At 29.7% G+C, this 17,341-nt stretch carries 19 protein-coding genes; 18 read left to right on the plus strand and 1 reads right to left on the minus strand.

The annotated features are described in order from the left end of the window. Window positions 1-163: 163 nt before the first annotated feature. From acpP to ABV008_RS09520, 18 genes are all read left to right on the plus strand, one after another. On the plus strand, window positions 164-394 hold the full coding sequence (gene acpP, locus ABV008_RS09435) for an acyl carrier protein (RefSeq protein ID WP_352419570.1): 231 nt from the start codon (window positions 164-166) through the stop codon (window positions 392-394). A 195-nt stretch (window positions 395-589) separates the two neighbouring features. Beyond that, window positions 590-1,831, plus strand: a complete 1,242-nt coding sequence (gene fabF, locus ABV008_RS09440) for a beta-ketoacyl-ACP synthase II (protein WP_352419571.1) — start codon at window positions 590-592, stop codon at window positions 1,829-1,831. 177 nt (window positions 1,832-2,008) lie between these two features. Continuing rightward, window positions 2,009-2,740 (plus strand): ribonuclease III, encoded by a 732-nt coding sequence (gene rnc / locus ABV008_RS09445; RefSeq protein ID WP_352419572.1) that lies wholly within the window; start codon window positions 2,009-2,011, stop codon window positions 2,738-2,740. Next, window positions 2,730-3,824, plus strand: coding sequence for an elongator complex protein 3 (locus tag ABV008_RS09450; protein ID WP_352419573.1), 1,095 nt, complete (start codon window positions 2,730-2,732; stop codon window positions 3,822-3,824). The genes rnc and ABV008_RS09450 overlap by 11 nt, the downstream gene beginning before the upstream one ends. A 77-nt stretch (window positions 3,825-3,901) precedes the next feature. Next, on the plus strand, window positions 3,902-7,483 hold the full coding sequence (smc, locus tag ABV008_RS09455; RefSeq protein WP_502929771.1) for a chromosome segregation protein SMC: 3,582 nt from the start codon (window positions 3,902-3,904) through the stop codon (window positions 7,481-7,483). A 317-nt stretch (window positions 7,484-7,800) separates the two neighbouring features. Then, window positions 7,801-8,739: a signal recognition particle-docking protein FtsY gene (gene ftsY / locus ABV008_RS09460; protein ID WP_352419642.1), complete on the plus strand. Its 939-nt coding sequence runs from the start codon at window positions 7,801-7,803 to the stop codon at window positions 8,737-8,739. A 94-nt stretch (window positions 8,740-8,833) separates the two neighbouring features. Beyond that, window positions 8,834-9,214 (plus strand): YlxM family DNA-binding protein, encoded by a 381-nt coding sequence (gene ylxM / locus ABV008_RS09465; protein ID WP_352419575.1) that lies wholly within the window; start codon window positions 8,834-8,836, stop codon window positions 9,212-9,214. Then, the gene (ffh, locus tag ABV008_RS09470; protein ID WP_352419576.1) at window positions 9,214-10,551 is read left to right on the plus strand and encodes a signal recognition particle protein; all 1,338 of its coding nucleotides are present in this window, start codon (window positions 9,214-9,216) and stop codon (window positions 10,549-10,551) included. Before ylxM ends, ffh begins: the two co-directional genes overlap by 1 nt. A 31-nt stretch (window positions 10,552-10,582) precedes the next feature. Continuing rightward, a complete protein-coding gene (gene rpsP, locus ABV008_RS09475) occupies window positions 10,583-10,855 on the plus strand; it encodes a 30S ribosomal protein S16 (protein ID WP_352419577.1) in 273 nt (90 codons plus the stop codon). A 22-nt stretch (window positions 10,856-10,877) separates the two neighbouring features. Beyond that, window positions 10,878-11,108, plus strand: coding sequence for a KH domain-containing protein (locus ABV008_RS09480; protein ID WP_352419578.1), 231 nt, complete (start codon window positions 10,878-10,880; stop codon window positions 11,106-11,108). Window positions 11,109-11,309: 201 nt separating this feature from the next. After that, window positions 11,310-11,831: a ribosome maturation factor RimM gene (gene rimM / locus ABV008_RS09485; protein WP_352419579.1), complete on the plus strand. Its 522-nt coding sequence runs from the start codon at window positions 11,310-11,312 to the stop codon at window positions 11,829-11,831. Then, window positions 11,828-12,553 (plus strand): tRNA (guanosine(37)-N1)-methyltransferase TrmD, encoded by a 726-nt coding sequence (gene trmD / locus ABV008_RS09490; protein WP_352419580.1) that lies wholly within the window; start codon window positions 11,828-11,830, stop codon window positions 12,551-12,553. Before rimM ends, trmD begins: the two co-directional genes overlap by 4 nt. A gap of 144 nt (window positions 12,554-12,697) precedes the next feature. Beyond that, window positions 12,698-13,045 carry a 50S ribosomal protein L19 gene (gene rplS / locus ABV008_RS09495; RefSeq protein ID WP_352419581.1) on the plus strand — a complete coding sequence of 116 codons (348 nt, stop codon included), beginning with the start codon at window positions 12,698-12,700 and terminating at the stop codon, window positions 13,043-13,045. Window positions 13,046-13,134: 89 nt separating this feature from the next. Next, window positions 13,135-13,998 (plus strand): ribosome biogenesis GTPase YlqF, encoded by an 864-nt coding sequence (gene ylqF / locus ABV008_RS09500; protein WP_352419582.1) that lies wholly within the window; start codon window positions 13,135-13,137, stop codon window positions 13,996-13,998. 94 nt (window positions 13,999-14,092) lie between these two features. Further along, complete coding sequence (gene rnhB / locus ABV008_RS09505) at window positions 14,093-14,731, plus strand: ribonuclease HII (RefSeq protein WP_352419583.1); 639 nt, start codon at window positions 14,093-14,095, stop codon at window positions 14,729-14,731. Continuing rightward, on the plus strand, window positions 14,724-16,202 hold the full coding sequence (locus ABV008_RS09510) for a hypothetical protein (protein ID WP_352419584.1): 1,479 nt from the start codon (window positions 14,724-14,726) through the stop codon (window positions 16,200-16,202). The genes rnhB and ABV008_RS09510 overlap by 8 nt, the downstream gene beginning before the upstream one ends. A 5-nt stretch (window positions 16,203-16,207) precedes the next feature. Continuing rightward, window positions 16,208-16,492 (plus strand): EscU/YscU/HrcU family type III secretion system export apparatus switch protein, encoded by a 285-nt coding sequence (locus ABV008_RS09515; RefSeq protein WP_352419585.1) that lies wholly within the window; start codon window positions 16,208-16,210, stop codon window positions 16,490-16,492. Next, on the plus strand, window positions 16,485-16,844 hold the full coding sequence (locus ABV008_RS09520) for a YraN family protein (RefSeq protein WP_352419586.1): 360 nt from the start codon (window positions 16,485-16,487) through the stop codon (window positions 16,842-16,844). Before ABV008_RS09515 ends, ABV008_RS09520 begins: the two co-directional genes overlap by 8 nt. A 13-nt stretch (window positions 16,845-16,857) precedes the next feature. Here ABV008_RS09520 and ABV008_RS09525 read toward each other — a convergent pair whose 3' ends face one another. Beyond that, window positions 16,858-17,271, minus strand: a complete 414-nt coding sequence (locus ABV008_RS09525; protein WP_352419587.1) for a putative ABC transporter permease — start codon at window positions 17,269-17,271, stop codon at window positions 16,858-16,860. Window positions 17,272-17,341 lie beyond the last annotated feature (70 nt).

Raw genomic sequence — 17,341 nt, forward strand, 5'->3', positions numbered from 1 at the left:
AAATGGGGATTTGTCATCCATTTTTGTTTATAAAGATATTAAAATAATTATCCCTTGCAAGGGGTAAGGATTTTTAAGCAATACAAATATTCAAAAATCAAGGGTTGTTAGAAATCTCTATTAAGATTTTTGACAATACCATTTACTGAAAGGGGGTGTACTTATGGTATTTGAGAAAGTTAAAAAATTAATTTCAGAGCAACTTGATGTTGAAGAATCAGAGATAACTCTTGAGTCTTCTTTTCAGGAAGATTTAGATGCTGACTCATTAGATGTTGTTGAGTTAATAATGGCTATTGAAGATGAATTTGATATAGAAATATCAGATGAGGAAGCAGAAAAAATATCTACTGTAAAAGATGCAGTTGATTATATTCAAAATCATACTAAGTAATGCAAATAAAAGAATGGGTCCCGTTTATGCCGGGACCTTAAAAATAAATAGATAAAAGTATATAAGTATATATGTATAAAATTATTTTACACTATATCTAATAATAATACTAGTGAGAAAATCTTATTGAATATTTAGTGATTAATTTATATATCTGGACTTAATCATATTCTATATTAGATAGGTAGGGATAATATGAAGAAAAGAGTAGTTATTACTGGTCTAGGAATTATAAGCCCCATAGGTATTGGAAAAATAGAGTTTTGGAATTCTCTTCTTGAAGGGAAAAGTGGCATATCACATATAACTAGATTTGATACTGAAGGTTATAGTACGACAATAGCAGGAGAAGTTAAAAATTTCAATGCAGAAGACTATATAGATAAAAAAGAAGCTAAAAAGATGGACAAGTTTACTCAATATGCTGTTGCCGCCTCAAAACTTGCATTAGAAGATGCAGAAATAAACTTAGAAAAAATAAACAAGGAAAAGTTTGGAGTAATTATTGGTTCAGGCATTGGTGGACTTGAGACATTTGAAGAGCAACATAATAAATTACTAGAAAAGGGACCAAGACGTGTTAGCCCGTTTTTTATTCCTATGATGATAGGAAATATGGCAGCTGGTCAAATATCTATTATGTTAGGTGCAAAAGGAGTTAATGAAACTATTGTTACTGCCTGTGCATCATCTACAAACGCAATAGGAGATGCATTTAAAGTAATTCAAAGAGGAGATAATGATATTGTTGTCACAGGAGGTACAGAGGCTTCAATTACTCCTATGGCTTTGGCAGGGTTTTCTTCTATGAAAGCACTATCAACAAATAATTCAGAACCCTTTAGGGCTAGTAGACCATTTGATAAGAATAGAGATGGCTTTGTTATGGGTGAAGGAGCTGGAATTTTGATTTTAGAAGAATTTGGGCATGCTTTAGAACGAGGAGCAAGAATATATGGAGAAATAATAGGCTATGGTTCTACTGCCGATGCATATCATATTACAACACCTTCTGATGGTGGAGAGGGAGCTGCTAGAGCTATGAGGATGGCTTTAGATGATGCAAATATTAGCCCTGAAGATGTAGATTATATTAATGCACATGGAACATCTACAACCTATAATGATATGCTAGAAACTGCTGCAATTAAAGAAGTATTTAAAGAGCATGCATATAAATTAAAGGTAAGTTCTACTAAATCTATGACAGGACATTTATTAGGAGCAGCTGGCGGAATAGAAGCATGTGCTTGTTCATTAGCTATAACTAATGGCTATATACCTCCGACAGTTAATTATGAAACATTTGATGAATTTTGTGACTTAAACTATGTTCCGAATAAAGGTGTCTTTGAGAGGGTTAATATTGTTATGTCTAACTCTTTAGGTTTTGGAGGACACAATGCTTCGATTGTAATTAAAAGAATTAGGGATTAGAATTTTTTCTAGTCCCTGATTCTTTTATATATTGTTATTCTCAGCACAAAATTGTTTGCATAATTCACATGTTATATAGTAAACTAATGTAAGTGGGTATTATCGTAGATGTTTTAAATAGTTTAAAACATCTACAATAATACCTCTGTATACTAATGCTATATGGAGGAATATTGTATGAGATATGTAATTAATGCTGAAAGAATTAATATTCTGAGTGAGATTCAGACTAAAATTGGATATAAATTTAGAAACATAGAGCTATTAAATTGGGCTTTGACACATAGTTCCTATGCAAACGAGCATAAAAGATTTAAAATTACCTACAATGAAAGACTTGAATTTTTAGGGGATTCTGTTTTGGGACTCATTGTTAGTGACTACATTTTTACTAAGTATTCAAACTATCCAGAGGGAGATTTAACTAAACTAAGAGCTACAGTCGTTTGCGAACCTTCTCTTTCTTATGTTGCAAAGCAAATTGATTTAGGTAAATATATGCTTTTAGGAAAAGGTGAAGAAGTCACAGGAGGAAGAGAAAGAGTTTCAATATTAGCAGATGCTTTTGAAGCTTTGATAGGGTCTATTTATATTGATGGTAAATTTAATAATGCTAAGAAATTTGTATTAAAATATATGACAGGTATAATAGAAAATGCTGTCAATGGAAGAGAACTATTTATAGATTATAAGACACAGCTACAAGAACTACTACAGAAAAAAACTAAATCTAAAATTGAGTACAAGGTAGTGTCTGAAGAGGGGCCAGATCATAATAAAGTTTTTTTTACTGAAGTTGTAGTTAAAGGGAATATTTTAGGGAAAGGCTTTGGCAGAAGTAAAAAAGAAGCAGAGCAGAATGCAGCCAAAAAAGCTTTGGAAAGAATGGAAGTTGAAAATGAGTACTAAGCATCATATAATACCAATATTTGTCCCTCATGTTGGATGTCCCCACGACTGTATATTTTGTAATCAAAGAAAAATTGCACTAGAAAAAGCTAATATAGATGAAGATAGTATTAAGCTTACTATAGATAGCTATATAAATACAATTCCAGATACTAATGAAAAGTTAGAATTAGCATTCTTTGGTGGTAGTTTTACAGGTATAGATATGAGTATTCAAAGAAACCTTCTAAAAATAGCATATTATTATAAGAAAAATGGTTTCATTGATAGAATTCGTTTGTCAACAAGGCCTGATTATATAGATAAAAAGAGACTAGATATATTAAAACAATATGATGTTGATATTATAGAATTAGGTGTCCAGTCAATGTGTCCTGATGTTCTTCAAAATAGTTATAGAGGTCATAGTGATGTTGATGTCATTAATGCAACTAAGCTTATAAATGATTATGACTTTATTCTTGGTTTACAAATGATGGTAGGACTTCCTGGGAGCAATTATGAAAAGGAGTTATTTACTGCTAAACAACTGATTAAAATGAAACCAAGTATTGTTAGAATATACCCTACTTTAGTTATCAAAGACACATACTTAGAGAAAAAATATTATTGTGGCGAATATAATCCTTTACCTTTAGATAAAGCTCTAGATACATGTATGGATTTGTTGATGATGTTTAATTATAATGATATAAATGTTATTAGAATTGGGCTTCAACCAACAGACAATATTGCTGCAAATAAGGACGTTATAGCAGGACCTTTTCATCCTGCTTTTAGGCAGTTGGTTGAAGGGAAAGCCTATAGGGAATATTTGAAAATGTTTTTTGATATTCATACAGAAATTAATAGTAGTATACAGGTATATTTAAATAATAGAGAAATATCGAATTTTGCTGGACAATGTTCATCTAATTTGAAATTTTTAAGGGAATCATATGGAATAAAAAGAGCGAAGATAATCGGAAAAGACATAGATAAGGAATCTTTTTTTATAATAAGCGAAGAGATACGTTATGAGTTGAAAATAAAAGAGTTAATTGAAAAATACTTGGTCAGTAAAGGTCTAGTTTTTGTTAACTAGATTCTCATAGGTTTCCTAAATGGAAACCTTTAATACCTACTTTTATATTGTATTCCTTAGGATTGAGGTGTATGGAATTGTTTCTAAAAAGAATAGAAATTCAAGGGTTTAAGTCTTTTGCGGATAAAACCGAAGTAGATTTTAAAGGTGGAATTACTGCAGTTGTTGGGCCTAATGGTAGCGGGAAAAGCAATATTTCAGATGCTTTACGTTGGGTTTTAGGTGAACAAAGCGCTAAAACACTAAGAGGAAGTAAGATGGAGGACATTATTTTTTCTGGGACTAATAATAGAAGACCTACTGGATATGCAGAAGTTACATTAGTTCTTGATAATAAAGAAGCAAAGCTTCCTATAGAATATTCAGAAGTAAGCGTCACCCGTAGGGTATTTAGATCTGGTGAAAGTGAATATTATATTAATAAAAATTCATGTAGATTAAAAGACGTAAGAGAGCTCTTTATGGATACTGGAGTTGGAAAAGATGGATATTCAATTATTGGACAAGGTAGAATAGATGAGATTTTAAGTACAAAATCAGAAGATAGAAGAATGATTTTTGAAGAAGCTGCTGGCATAGTTAAGTATAGGACTAGAAAAGAGGAAGCAGAAAAAAAATTAGAAAAGACAAAAGAAAATTTAGTAAGAATCGATGATATAATTAATGAGCTAGAAAATCAAGTCGAACCGCTACAGATTCAATCGGAAAAAGCAAAAGAATTTCTTTTGCTATCAGATAACCTTAAGGATTTAGAGGTTAACCTTTTTTTAAGAGAAATTGACAGACTTAAAGAAGAAGTGTCTCACTTAGAGGCGCAAAGAGAAATAGTTGTAGGACAGCTAAAGTATAATGAGGAAAGAAGAAATGCTTTTGAAAGTAAATATAATAAAGTTAAAACAGAAATTGAAAAAATGGATTCAAAAATAGAAGAAATACAAAAATACAAGTATACAACTCAAAGCATTATTGAAAAAAACGAAGGAGAATTGAAGTTAAGTAAGGAAAGGATTTTTTACTTAGAGAAAGAGACAGAAAGACATTTAGGTGAAGTTAAATCATTAGAAAATCAAATCCATGAAATTGATGATAAAGAAAAAGAAGAAATAAGCTATAAGCTTGAACTTGAAAAAAAAGTTGAAACATTTATTAGTGAACTTGACGACAAAAACAAAGAGCTAGAAGACTTAATAAATGATATTAAGAAAACTGAAGAAACTATAGAAAATAAAAAGAGCGATTTAATACAATACTTAAATCTGATTTCAGATAAAAAAAGCAAACTAAATAGTATAGCTACATTTAGTAAAAATATTGATAAAAGAATAGAGCAGATAGAATTTGATATTAGCTCTATAAATATGCAGATTGAAGAAAACAACAAACAGCTCAATATTACTTCTGAGGAAATATTACACTTTCAAAATAAAATTAATAAACTAGACTCAGAAAGAAAAGACAAAATAACAAGTAAAAATCAAATTCTAAATAATCAAGAAAAATTAAAAACTGAAATTGATGATATCAAAGGTCAAATTCATGGAAAGATTTCAAATTTAAAGCTGTTAAAGGAAATGAAAGATGAATATGAAGGATATTACAAAAGCGTAAAAAACACACTATTAGCTTTTAAGAAAAACAAGGACTTAGGAAAAGGTGTTAAAGGAGTTGTCGCTGAACTATTAAGCGTAGACAAGAGATATGAGAAGGCCATTGAAATAGCTTTGGGTTCATCTATGCAAAACATTGTTACGGAAACACAAGAAGATGCTAAAATTATTATTGATTTCCTTAAAAAGAACAAATTGGGGAGAGTAACGTTTTTGCCAATTTCTACAATAAAACCTAGAAGTATAACCATAGACGAAAAAAAGAAATTGCAGTCTAAAGGTTTAATAGGAGTAGCATCTGAACTAATTAGTTTTCAAAATGAGTTCAATGGTATTTTTGAATATTTGCTTGGGAGAGTATTAGTAGTTGAGACATTGGAAGATGGAATTAGATTGTCAAAACAAAGTAATCATATATATAAAATTATTTCACTTGATGGAGATGTATTAAGTCCTGGTGGTTCAATGACAGGTGGAAGCTTTAGCTCTAGCACAACTAACATTTTGGGAAGAGATAGGCAAATCAAAGAACTAGAGGTTGATTTAAGAGAATTAAACAATAAACATTCATGTTTTATAAGTAAGCTTCAGGAGTTTCAAAATGAGAAAACAGATCTCGAAACTAGAGTCTTAAAAATAGAAGAACAAACTAATGAGATTAATGTATCATTAATTAGACTTGACAATAAATACAATCAATTTAAATCAGATAATATTAAAAATGATGCTTTAATTAAAAAATATTTAGTAGAAAAAAATCAGCTCTTAAATGAAAATAATAATTCTGGAGTTAATATTAGTGATTTAGAAAAAGAGTTAATAGAGCTAAACGAAAAAACAAGTTTTACACAAGCTAATATTGATGATCTAGCTAAAAAATTAGAGAAACAAAAAGCTTTTAAAGATGAAATTATTAAAGTAAATACTGAATTGCAGATAAAGCTAGCTACAAAAAAGCAGGAGTTAAAGAATATTATAGAATCAATTAAAAGTAATATAGAGATTCGTTACAGATTAGAAGAAGAAATAGAAAGAAAAAATAAAGAGAAAGAGAAAAATAAGCTAGAAGTTCTCGATGAAAGATCTAAAATAGATACTTGGCTTAAAGAAAAGAAAAGGCTTTCAGAAGAGCTTCTAGAATACGATATTAAGCTTGAAGAAGTAAAAAGTGAAAGAAATAGTTTTTTGCAAGCGTATTATACAGATCAAGAAAAATTAAATGAAATGAATAGAAAAATAAATGATCTTCAAAAGAGCATTTCTTCCTTAGAAGTAAAAAAGGAAAAATATAGCATGCAGCTTGAAAACATTAATACTAAACTGTGGGAAGAATATGAAATGACATATCAAATGGCACTTGAATATAGAAAAGAAATTGAGAATGTAACAAGAGTTCAAAATGAAATACGTGAAATAAAAAATAAGATTAAATCTTTAGGAAATATTAATTTAGACTCCATCAAAGAATTTACTAGAACTAGTGAAAGATTTGAGTTCTTAAAAACTCAGAAGAGGGACTTAATCGAGGCTAAAGAATCACTTGATGTCGTTATTAAAGATATGAATACAAAAATGAAACAACAATTTAGAGAAAGCTTTGATATAATAAGAGCAAATTTTAATGAGGTTTTTATAAAATTATTTGATGGTGGTAAAGCTGATGTTTTTCTAGAAGATGAGGAGAATATTCTTACGAGTGGGATTGAAATTATTGCTCAGCCACCAGGTAAGAAGTTACAAAATCTGTCACTTCTATCTGGTGGAGAAAGAGCACTGACAGCAATTGCTCTTTTATTTGCGATTTTGAAAACTAAACCAACACCTTTTTGTATACTAGATGAAATAGAAGCCGCACTCGACGAAGCAAATGTTTATAGGTATGCAGAGTATTTGAGGGAATTTTCCAATGAAACACAATTCATTATTATTACCCATAGAAAAGGAACTATGGAATGCGCCGATTCCTTATATGGAATAACTATGGAGGAAGATGGAATAAGTAAACTAATTTCAGTAAAGCTTACAGAAAAAAACCATGAAAGAGCTAGTTAGAAGGAGGTATTATTATGTTTAAGGATTTATTTAAATGGGGCAAAAGAAGTAGAGAAGAGGATAGAGACAATGAAACTGAAGAAAGATTACATGAAGATAATTTTGATGAGAAACAATTAAGTGAAGAAAGCATCGCAGAATATTTTGATTTAACCGAAGATGAGAAAGATGAAATCGAAAAAATTCTTCTAGACAATGTTTCTGAAGATAAAAAGGCTATTGAATATGATTTGGAATATCATGATGATAAAAGTAAAAAATATAGGAATTCTGATTCTGAAATCCAAGAAAATAAAGTTATTGAAGATAATAACATAATAGATAATGAAGATAGTGAGAAAGTAGGTTTCTTTAGTAGATTAAAAAGTGGACTTTCAAAAACCAGAAAAGGTATCACCGAAAAAGTTGATTTAATACTTAACTCTTATAAAAAGGTCGAAGAAGAACTTTTTGAAGATTTAGAGGAGGTATTAATTACCGCTGATGTTGGTGTAAATACTTCATTAGCTATTATTGAAGAGTTAAGACAGAAAGTAAAAGAAAGAAAAGTTAATGAAGTTTCTGAAGTACGAGAATTACTTAAAGAAGTACTTAGAGATGTTTTGACTAAGAATAAAACCGAGGGACTTAATATAGAGCCTTCTCCTGCAATCATTTTAGTGGTTGGTGTAAATGGAGTAGGTAAAACTACGACCATAGGGAAGTTATCTTCACGACTAAAATCACAAGGCAAGAAGGTTCTTATTGCTGCTGGTGATACCTTTAGAGCTGCTGCAATAGAACAGTTACAAGAATGGGGTAATAGAGCAGGCGTAGATATTATTTCTCATCAAGAAGGCTCAGATCCTGCTGCAGTTATTTATGATGGAATTCAAGCAGCAAAGGCTAGAAAAATAGATGTATTAATTTGTGATACTGCTGGAAGATTACACAATAAAAAGAACTTAATGAATGAGCTTACTAAAATATTTAGGGTCGTAGAAAGAGAGTATCCTGGTGCAAAAAAAGAGGTATTACTTGTAGTAGATGCTACTACTGGACAAAATGCTGTTTCTCAAGCAAAAGTATTTAAAGAAGCATGTGATATAACTGGAATTGTATTAACAAAACTTGATGGTACTGCTAAAGGCGGAGTGGTTTTAGCGGTACAATCAGAGCTAGATGTACCAGTTAAACTAGTTGGTGTAGGTGAAAAAATTAATGATTTACAAGATTTTGAACCTGTAAACTTCGTTGAGGCAATTTTTGAAGATTAAGATTTTAAGATTAAGTGTTGACAAAGATTGTTTTCTAGTATAAAATATCACTGTCAAGCAAATATCTTTACACTAATAATATGATGGTGGTTATATGTTTGAGAAGATTGTTGAAGTTGGTATTCTTTTTGACTTTTACGGTAAGCTATTAAATGATAAACAATATACAGCTATTGAACTTTATTATATACATGATTTATCATTAAGTGAAATTGGTGAACATCTTGGCATAAGTAGACAAGGTGTTCATGATTTACTTAAAAGGTCCGAAAGCAAACTTTTTGATTATGAAGAAAAACTAGGTTTAGTAAAGAAGTTTTCGGAGAATCGAAAAAAAATAAAGCTTATTTTAGAATATACAGATGAAATAATGAAATTACTTGATTATTATGATTTCAATCTTATTAAAGAAGACATCAATAAAATTAGCGACATTGCTCTAGAGATATTAGAAATTGGCCAGGAGGTTAAGTGATGGTTTTTGAAGGTTTAGCTGAAAAGCTACAAAATGCTTTAGGTAAGCTAAAAGGGAAAGGAAAGCTTTCTGAAAAAGACGTAGACAATGCTATGAGGGAAGTAAAACTAGCTCTTCTAGAGGCTGATGTTAACTTTAGAGTAGTTAAAAACTTTGTAAACACGGTTAAAGAGAGAGCTATTGGACATGAAGTTATGGAAAGTTTAACACCTGGACAGCAAGTGATTAAAATAGTGAATGAAGAATTAACCAAGTTAATGGGTGAAAAAGAAAGTAAAATAGAATTTTCCAATAATCGACCTACTGTTATTATGATGTGCGGTCTTCAAGGCGCAGGTAAAACTACTACTTCTGGGAAATTAGCTGCATTATTAAAGAAAAAGGGAAGGCGACCTTTATTAGTTGCTTGTGATATTTATAGACCTGCTGCAATTAAGCAGTTGGAGGTAGTAGGAGAAAAAGTAAATATACCTGTTTTTAATATGGGTGATAAACAAAATCCAGTTAACATAGCAAAAGCTTCAATAGAGCATGGAAAGAAAAATGGAAATGATCTTATTATTATAGATACTGCAGGAAGGCTTCATATAGATGAAGGACTAATGGAAGAGCTTCAGAATATTAAGGAACAAATTAATCCTAATGAAATTCTATTAGTTGTTGATGCAATGACTGGACAAGATGCAGTAACAGTTGCCGAATCTTTTAATGAAAAATTAGGAATTACTGGAGTTGTATTAACTAAACTTGATGGTGATGCAAGAGGAGGTGCGGCTCTTTCAATAAGAGCAGTTACTGATAAACCAATTAAATTTGTTGGTATGGGAGAAAAATTAGATCAGTTAGAAACTTTTTATCCTGATAGAATGGCTTCTAGGATATTAGGTATGGGAGATATCTTAAGCTTAATTGAAAAAGCTCAAGCAAGTTTTGACGAAAAAAAGGCCTTGGAGCTTGAAAAGAAATTGCGTAGTCAGCAATTCACTTTTGAGGACTTTTTGGACCAATTGCAGCAAATGAAAAACATGGGGCCTATGAGTCAAATACTAGAGATGATTCCAGGTGTAAATTCAAAACAATTGAAAAACCTTAATGTGGATGAAAAAGAATTAGTTCATATAGAGGCTATTATTCAGTCAATGACAAAAGAAGAAAGATTGAATCCAGCATTAATAGATGGTAGCAGAAGGAAAAGAATTGCAAATGGAAGTGGAACTAGCATTCAAGAGGTAAACAAACTTCTTAAACAGTTTACTGAAACTAAAAAAATGCTCAAGAAATTTTCAGGTATGGAGAAATCCATGAAGAAAAAAGGAAGATTTGGCTTGCCTTTTTAAAATAATTCAAGTATTTAAAGGAGGTGAAAAAATGGCAGTAAAAATCAGACTAACTAGAATGGGTGCTAAGAAAAAACCTTTTTACAGAATTGTAGTAGCAGATTCTCGTTCACCAAGAGATGGTAGATTTATTGAAGAGATTGGATACTATAATCCTGTGTCAGAACCAAAAGAAATTGTTATTGATGATGAAAAAGCAATAAAATGGTTAAATAACGGTGCTAAACCAACTGATACAGTTAATTATTTATTTAAAAATAATGGAGTTTTAGAAAAATATGAAGCTACAAAGAAAGCCGAATAATTGCTTTCGGGGGGTGAAATAAATGAGAGAGCTAGTTGAAATACTTGCAAAAGCACTTGTTGATAATCCAGATGAGGTTATGGTAAATGAAATAGAAGGTACTCAATCAATTATCATTGAGTTAAAGGTAGCCCCAGAAGATATGGGAAAGGTTATAGGAAAACAAGGCAGAATTGCTAAAGCTATAAGAACCTTAGTAAAAGCAGCAGCAATAAAAGAAAACAAAAGAGTAGTAGTAGAAATTATTCAATAGGGGATTAGGTTAGCTAACCCCTTTTTATTTATTTGTATTAAAATATTGCAAAATGCAAACAAATAGTATAGTATTTAGAAAATATAAATAAAATTCAAACTTAAAAGATCTTGATTTTTATTTATGTTTTCTGCTTAATATTTTTAGCTAATTAGCATTTTATAGCATAGAATATACGTTATTAAAATGGTAGGTGTATATATGAAATATATTCGTGTAGGTAAAATAATCAATACACATGGCTTAAAAGGAGATGTAAAAGTATTACCTTTGACTGATAGTATAGAAAGATTTGAAAAATTACACTCAGTCTATATAGAAAGTGAATATGAAAAATGCCCTATTAAAATTGAAAAGATTTGGTATAGAAAAGGCTATGTTATGTTAAAATTTGAAAACCATGATGATATTAATGATGTTTTAAAGTATAAGGACAAATATATTACCATTAATGAAAAAGATGCAATAGAACTTCCTGAAGACTCATATTTTATTTATCAAATAATAGGAGTGAAGGTTTTTTGCTCTGATGGAAGAGCACTTGGAGAGATAATAGACGTTTTACAGCCAGGAGGCAATGACGTTTATGTAGTACAAGGAAAAGCTTTAAACAGAAATATTGAAAAGGAATATTTAATACCTGCTATAAAAGAAGTTGTAAAATATATTGATATAGAAAATAAAAAAATGATTATTGAGCCGATTGAGGGATTGATAGAATGAAAATAGATATTCTTACTCTATTTCCTGAAATGTTCCATAGCTTTTTAAATGTTAGCATAATTGGAAGAGCAGTAAATTGTAATGTAGCACAAATAAACTGTATAAATATTAGAGATTTCTCAAAAGATAAGCATAAAAGAGTAGATGACTATCCTTTTGGTGGTGGACCTGGAATGGTTATGAGTCCTGAACCAATATATAGTGCAATTGAAGCAACAAAAAGCGAAAATAGTAGGATAATATATCTCAGCCCAAAGGGAAGGACTTACAATCAAGAAATCGCTAATGATTTATCATCAGAAAAACATATTATTCTATTATGTGGGCACTATGAAGGTGTAGATAATAGGATAATAGAAAATTATGTAGATGATGAAATTTCTATTGGTGATTATGTTCTAACTGGTGGAGAAATTGCAGCAATGGCTATTATTGATTCTGTTGTAAGACTATTACCTGGAGTATTAAATAATCAAGAATCATATAAAGATGAGTCTCATTATAATGGTCTTTTAGAATACCCACAGTATACTAGACCTAGAATATTTAATGGAATTGAGGTCCCCGAAGTTCTATTATCTGGTAATCACCTAAAAATTGAAGAATGGAGAAAATATCAATCACTAAAAACAACTTATGAAAGAAGACCAGATTTAATTAACAATAAAGATTTCAGTAGAAAAGAACTGGAAATGCTAAAAGACATTAAATCTAAAAAATAGTGTGATGCTAGCCAATGTAAAGATATTTAATTAAGAGAAAAATAAGTTGTAATATTTTCTTCTATATGCTATAATGACATTTGTGGAAAACGGGCGGTCCTCTGCAAATAGGCAAGAACGTCTAGGAGGAAGGGAGGTAATTTAATGAACATTATTAAGATGCTTGAACAAGAACAAATCAATAATGAAGTTATTGACTTTAATGTAGGAGATACTGTGCAAGTACACTATAGAATTAAAGAAGGTAACAGAGAAAGAATTCAAGTCTTTGAAGGAACTGTACTTAAAAGACAAGGTGGAGGAGTAGGAGAAACTTTTACTGTAAGAAGAATTTCTTATGGTGTTGGTGTAGAAAGAACATTTTCTCTACATTCACCAAAGATTGAAAAACTAGTTGTAGTAAGAAAAGGTAAGGTAAGAAGAGCTAAACTTAACTATCTAAGAGATAGACAAGGAAAATCAGCGAAAGTAAAAGAAAAAACAAACTACTAATATTTTGGGACTGGCTACAGTCCCAATGTTTGTTTTTAGGATATAGAATAACCAAACTATGAGTAAGTAAATTAAGGGTCGGTGATTATATGAACATTAACTGGTATCCTGGGCATATGAAGAAAACTAAAGATTTAATTTGTAATAACTTAAAATTAGTTGATTTAGTAATAGAATTATTAGACTCTAGAATTCCTTATAGTAGCAAAAATCCTGATATTGACAAAATAATCAATAATAAACCTAGAATAGTTATCATGAGTAAGAGTGATTTAGCTAATGAAATTGCAAACTACAAATGGGTTGATTATTATCGCTCGGAAAATATACCTGTTCTATTAGTTAATTCAATAAGTAATACAGGTATAGGAAATATAATAAATGAAGCGAACAAGGTTGTTGGAGAAAAACTACAATTAAGGGAGCAAAAAGGAATTAAAAACACTTCAATAAGAGCTATGATTGTTGGTATTCCCAATGTAGGAAAGTCAACGCTAATTAATACTTTAGCAGGAAGAAAAGGTGCACAAACAGGAAATAGACCTGGTGTAACAAAGGGAAAACAGTGGATAAAGCTAAAAGGCAATATAGAATTACTAGATACACCAGGAATACTTTGGCCAAAATTTGAAGACGTGAATGTAGCCTTAAATCTAGCTTTTACTGGTGCAATTAAAGATGAAATAATGGATGTAGAAACTCTTGCTCTAAAGCTAATTGAGAGACTTAAGGAGAGAAATAAAGACCTTTTGGAAAGCAGATATGATATATTAGTAGACAACAGTGGGCCTATCAATATTATTGAAGAAATTGCGATTAAGAGAGGCTGCTTATTAAAAAAAGAAGAAATAGATTATACAAGAGTTAGTCATCTAATACTAGACGAGTTTAGAAGAGGATTGATTGGTAGAATTTCATTAGAATACCCAGAAGATATTAAGAATTATGTTTAGCCTTCCGATATTATTAGGAGGGCTAATATTATATATGCAAATAAAATAATTAATATATATGATTTTATCTGAGAACTAAATGGGGGAAAATAAAATGCTTGAATTAGAACGAGAGTTATGGAACAAGGGTTATAAATACATTGCATGCATAGATGAAGTTGGAAGAGGTTGTCTAGCGGGAGATGTTGTAGCATGTGCTATTGTTCTTCCTGCAGAATTATTAATAGAAGGTGTAAAAGATTCAAAAAAACTAACTCCAAAGAAAAGAGAATATCTTAGTGAAGTCATAAAGGATAAGGCTATAGCTATAGGTATAGGCAGTATGGAAGCTAAAGCAATTGATAAGTTTAACATAAAAGAATGCACGCTGATAGCTATGAAGAAGGCAATAGAAAAGTTAAAGGACAAAAGTGGTCATAAAATAATTCCAGACTATGTATTAATCGATGCAGAAAAGCTAGATATTAAAATTCCACAGAGAAGTATTATAAAAGGAGATGAAAAGTGTCACGGAATAGCAGCAGCATCTATAATTGCAAAGGTATATAGGGATAGAAAATGTTTTGAATGGGCCCTCGAGTATCCGGAGTATGGCTTTGAAAAGCATAAGGGATATGGAACTAAAGTTCACATAGAAGCGATAAAAAAATATGGACCTTGTCTAATACACAGAAAAAGTTTTTTAACAAAAATTATTGGAGTTCCAAAACAAATAGGAATGTTTGGTGATTAAGGTGAAAATAGTTGATACTTATCTAAATAAAAATCTTATATCTGATAATAAAGCATTAAAAGATGGGGTATTTATAAGAGCTAAAGTTTCAGAAATCAATGGAGAAAGTGTTAATATAATTCTTGATAGTGGTGAAATATTAGAAGCAAAAACTATTTTAAATTTAGAAACTATGAAAAATCAGTTAATAACTTTTCTGGTAAAAAACAATGAGGATGGTAAACTATTTTTAACACCTATAAATCAAGAAGATTTGATTAAATTTAATAATGATATCTCTAAAGATGAAGTAAAGATTTTTATCGCAAAGGTATTAGATGCTTACAAATTACCAAAAAGTGACGAAAATGAGCTTATTGTTAAAACAATTCTTAATTTTAAGATGCCTGTGACACAAGAAAATGTCACTAATGTAATAAAAAACGTAGACAAGCTCAAAAGTCTTTTAGATATACAGCAAGGAGAGAAGGTTTATAAAGTCAATTCTGAAGCTTCTACATTAGATGAAAGTATTATGAAATTAATCAAAGTAAGTTCCCATAGTAAAATAGTTACAGATACTTATGAGAATGAGACTATATATAGTAAAATTAAGAATAATAATATGGAAAATGATAATCAAATTAGAAATAGAGGCTATCTTGATTTCACTGAAGTTACTGATATTATATATTCAAAATTGAAAGCTATTTATCCAGAAGATGTAAAATCTATTAACATCATAAATAAAGTTGTTTTTCTAATGCAGTTAGGCTATGATGTATCTTTAAAAAATATTGAAAGATTAACAAATTTACTTGATAATGGCGAAGGGATTATAAAGCCTTTATTTGATTTGATTGGCTATCTAAAGAATAATGTAGAGAATAATAATGATTTTCTAAAAAAAAATAATGACATATTTGATAAGGCAAATTTAAATCTTATCAGAGTTGACGATAATATTATTCAGAAAAAGATAAAAATATTTGTAAATGAATTTAGTCATTTAACAGATAAAGTACTCTCTTCTGTTACAACTAAGAAAAACATATCTGAAGAACTAAGGATCAAGTTAGATGATTTATTTGATAGTGTGGAATTTCATAATAAAATAAATTCATTTTATAACTTCGTTCATATACCTATTAAATTTAGTGGTGAAGACAATAATAGCAATGTCTTTATATTAAAAAAGAAAAACAAATTAAAAAAACATAGCTATAGTATATATATATCACTAAATACTCAAAATCTTAAAAAAGTAGATATATTCTGTAATATTGATCATAAGTCAATTAACCTAGATTTTATAGTTGACAAAACATTTATTACTTATTTTAGTAGTAAGTTTGATTATTTAAGAAAATCTTTGAAAAATTTAGGGTATCAAAATGTCTTCATAGACTTTAAGGAAAGAAAAGAAAAGGACATAATTGATATTTTCTTTGATGATGAATTATTTAACTATAACCTTAATGTTAGGGTGTGATACTTTTGAACAAGAAGAATGGCAATAAAATTGCTGTAGCCATACAATATAATATAGATAAGAAAGAAGCACCTTTTGTAATTGCGAAAGGCAAGGGTATAGTTGCAGAAAAGATAATTGAAAAAGGTTTTGAAGAAGGAGTACATATAGTTGAAGATCAGCTACTGGCTGATAGTTTAGTGAATCTGGAAATTTTAGAGGAAATACCAGAAGAACTATACACCGCAGTTGCAGAAATCCTATCTTTTATATATAATTTAGATAAAGAAAGGGATAATTACTATGAATAATAATAGAAATAATGGTATTATTGGAGAAAATTTAGCTAGTAATTATTTATTAGAAAAAGGATATTCAATACTAGAAAGAAATTTTAGAACTAAGATAGGAGAAATAGATATTATTGTTAAAAAAAGTAATATTATTGTCTTTGTAGAAGTTAAAGCAAGAAGTAATACTAATTATGGTTTTCCATATGAATCAGTAAACTATAAGAAGCAACAAAAAATAATACGTACAGCACAGAATTATATAAATTTTAAGGGATTAACCAATTGTCAATATAGATTTGATATTATTGAGGTTTTTTTGAAAGAGAATGGCAATAAAATTAATCATATTCAAAATGCTTTTTGGACATGATTCCATAGGTATCTTATATTTTATTTGTTATATTTTCGCGTAAAAAGTCATGCACTTTTTCAAAAAATAAACCTACTATAAACCATGCTGGTAAGTAATCAAATCTTATATATCCTCTAATTGTGTATTTGGTTGAACTCCTATAATCCCATGGGCAGGAACCAATTAGTTGTTCTAAAAGAAAACCACAAAAGAATTCAATAGAATATATCAAAGTTGCCCATAATAAACCTCTAATTATTATATTTTTCCTCCTTATTTTGTCATGTATCGGTTCTAAGAATACCGCTGAGCCATAAATAAAAAACATCCAAATGCTAGTGTTGCTTATTAAATTTAAATTTCCTGATAATAGAGAATGAAATCCAGTCCAAAATACTTCCATTAACATTCCTAAGAGTCCGTATATAGCGAAATGAGTTAACATAATAATATTATGTTCTATTATTGTTTTTTTATTCTTATGGACATATAGTTGTATAAAGTTACAAATTATT

The organism is Proteiniborus sp., assembly GCF_040308045.1.
Lineage (GTDB): Bacteria > Bacillota > Clostridia > Tissierellales > Proteiniboraceae > Proteiniborus.

Excerpts from the sequence above, each read along its gene's own strand:
- acpP (WP_352419570.1), top strand. The coding sequence starts at position 164 with ATGGTATTTGAGAAAGTTAAAAAATTAATTTCAGAGCAACTTGATGTT.
- fabF (WP_352419571.1), top strand. The coding sequence starts at position 590 with ATGAAGAAAAGAGTAGTTATTACTGGTCTAGGAATTATAAGCCCCATA.
- rnc (WP_352419572.1), top strand. The coding sequence starts at position 2,009 with ATGAGATATGTAATTAATGCTGAAAGAATTAATATTCTGAGTGAGATT.
- ABV008_RS09450 (WP_352419573.1), top strand. The coding sequence starts at position 2,730 with ATGAGTACTAAGCATCATATAATACCAATATTTGTCCCTCATGTTGGA.
- ylxM (WP_352419575.1), top strand. The coding sequence starts at position 8,834 with ATGTTTGAGAAGATTGTTGAAGTTGGTATTCTTTTTGACTTTTACGGT.
- ffh (WP_352419576.1), top strand. The coding sequence starts at position 9,214 with ATGGTTTTTGAAGGTTTAGCTGAAAAGCTACAAAATGCTTTAGGTAAG.
- rpsP (WP_352419577.1), top strand. The coding sequence starts at position 10,583 with ATGGCAGTAAAAATCAGACTAACTAGAATGGGTGCTAAGAAAAAACCT.
- ABV008_RS09480 (WP_352419578.1), top strand. The coding sequence starts at position 10,878 with ATGAGAGAGCTAGTTGAAATACTTGCAAAAGCACTTGTTGATAATCCA.
- rimM (WP_352419579.1), top strand. The coding sequence starts at position 11,310 with ATGAAATATATTCGTGTAGGTAAAATAATCAATACACATGGCTTAAAA.
- trmD (WP_352419580.1), top strand. The coding sequence starts at position 11,828 with ATGAAAATAGATATTCTTACTCTATTTCCTGAAATGTTCCATAGCTTT.
- rplS (WP_352419581.1), top strand. The coding sequence starts at position 12,698 with ATGAACATTATTAAGATGCTTGAACAAGAACAAATCAATAATGAAGTT.
- ylqF (WP_352419582.1), top strand. The coding sequence starts at position 13,135 with ATGAACATTAACTGGTATCCTGGGCATATGAAGAAAACTAAAGATTTA.
- rnhB (WP_352419583.1), top strand. The coding sequence starts at position 14,093 with ATGCTTGAATTAGAACGAGAGTTATGGAACAAGGGTTATAAATACATT.
- ABV008_RS09520 (WP_352419586.1), top strand. The coding sequence starts at position 16,485 with ATGAATAATAATAGAAATAATGGTATTATTGGAGAAAATTTAGCTAGT.
- ABV008_RS09525 (WP_352419587.1), bottom strand. The coding sequence starts at position 17,271 with ATGTTAACTCATTTCGCTATATACGGACTCTTAGGAATGTTAATGGAA.